Genomic DNA, 1080 nt, shown 5'->3' with positions numbered 1-1080 from the left:
TGTATTGATCACGAGCGTTGTTGACACTCGGCAGGTCTTGAACATGGCGAAGACCTCCGATGTGGTGGAGCTGTCTAGGAACACACCACACGGAGGTCTTCGTGTCCCACCGTAATGCCCGGCTGACGGTCTTCGGGAGGCGTCTGCTGGTCGAACGTGTCGCATCCGGTCGTCCGGTCGCGCACGTCGCCGCTGAGATGGGAATCTCGCGGGCGACAGCTCACAAATGGGTGCGTCGGTGGCGCGTGGAGGGCGATGCGGGGTTGCTCGACCGCTCGAGCCGACCGCACACAACCCCGCACCGCGCAGATCCCGAGACGGAAACCGCAGTCTGTGATCTGCGCAAGGCCCGAAAGCTCGGTCCGGCGCGCATCGGGCCGATCCTCGGACTGCCGGCCTCGACGGTGCACCGGATCCTGACCCGCCACGGCCTGAACCGGCTCGCCTGGCTGGACCGCCCGACCGGCGAGCCGATACGCCGCTACGAACGAGCCCGGCCCGGCGAGCTGGTGCACGTCGACATCAAGAAACTCGGCAACATCCCCGACGGCGGCGGGTGGCGCACGGTCGGCAGGTCAACCGGCAACCAGAACCGGCAGGCCACCACCGACCAGCGCAAGAGCTGCAAACCAGTGATCGGTTACAGCTACATCCACTCCGCGATCGACGACCACTCACGCCTGGCTTACAGCGAGGTTCTGGCCGACGAGCGTCAGCACACCGCGATCGGCTTCTGGCAGCGGGCGAACGCATTCTTCGATGCCCACGGCATCACCGTCGAACGCGTCCTGACCGACAACGGCTCCTGCTACAAGTCACGGCTGTTCACCCAGGCGCTGACCGCGGCCGGCATCGCCCACAAACGCACCAGGCCCTACCGGCCGCAGACCAACGGCAAGGTCGAACGCTTCAACCGCACCCTCGCCGAAGAGTGGGCCTACCTACGGCCCTACACCTCCACCCTTGAACGAAACGAAGCACTCCAGGGCTTCCTGCACAGCTACAACTACCATCGCTGCCACACCGCACTCGGAGGCCGGCCCCCAATCACCCGCGTCAACAACCCTGCGGGTCAATACA

General features: G+C 65.6%; 1 protein-coding gene. It reads left to right on the top strand.

Annotated features, from left to right (window positions below; translation table 11 throughout):
- Positions 1 to 101 precede the first annotated feature (101 nt).
- Positions 102 to 1080, top strand: a 979-nt coding sequence (locus tag ACN6LM_RS38025) for an IS481 family transposase (RefSeq protein ID WP_445069986.1), incomplete at its 3' end; no start/stop codon positions are given.

It is taken from the genome of Streptomyces sp. SAS_281 (assembly GCF_052542855.1).
This window is presented reverse-complemented; position numbering and strand designations above follow the sequence as displayed.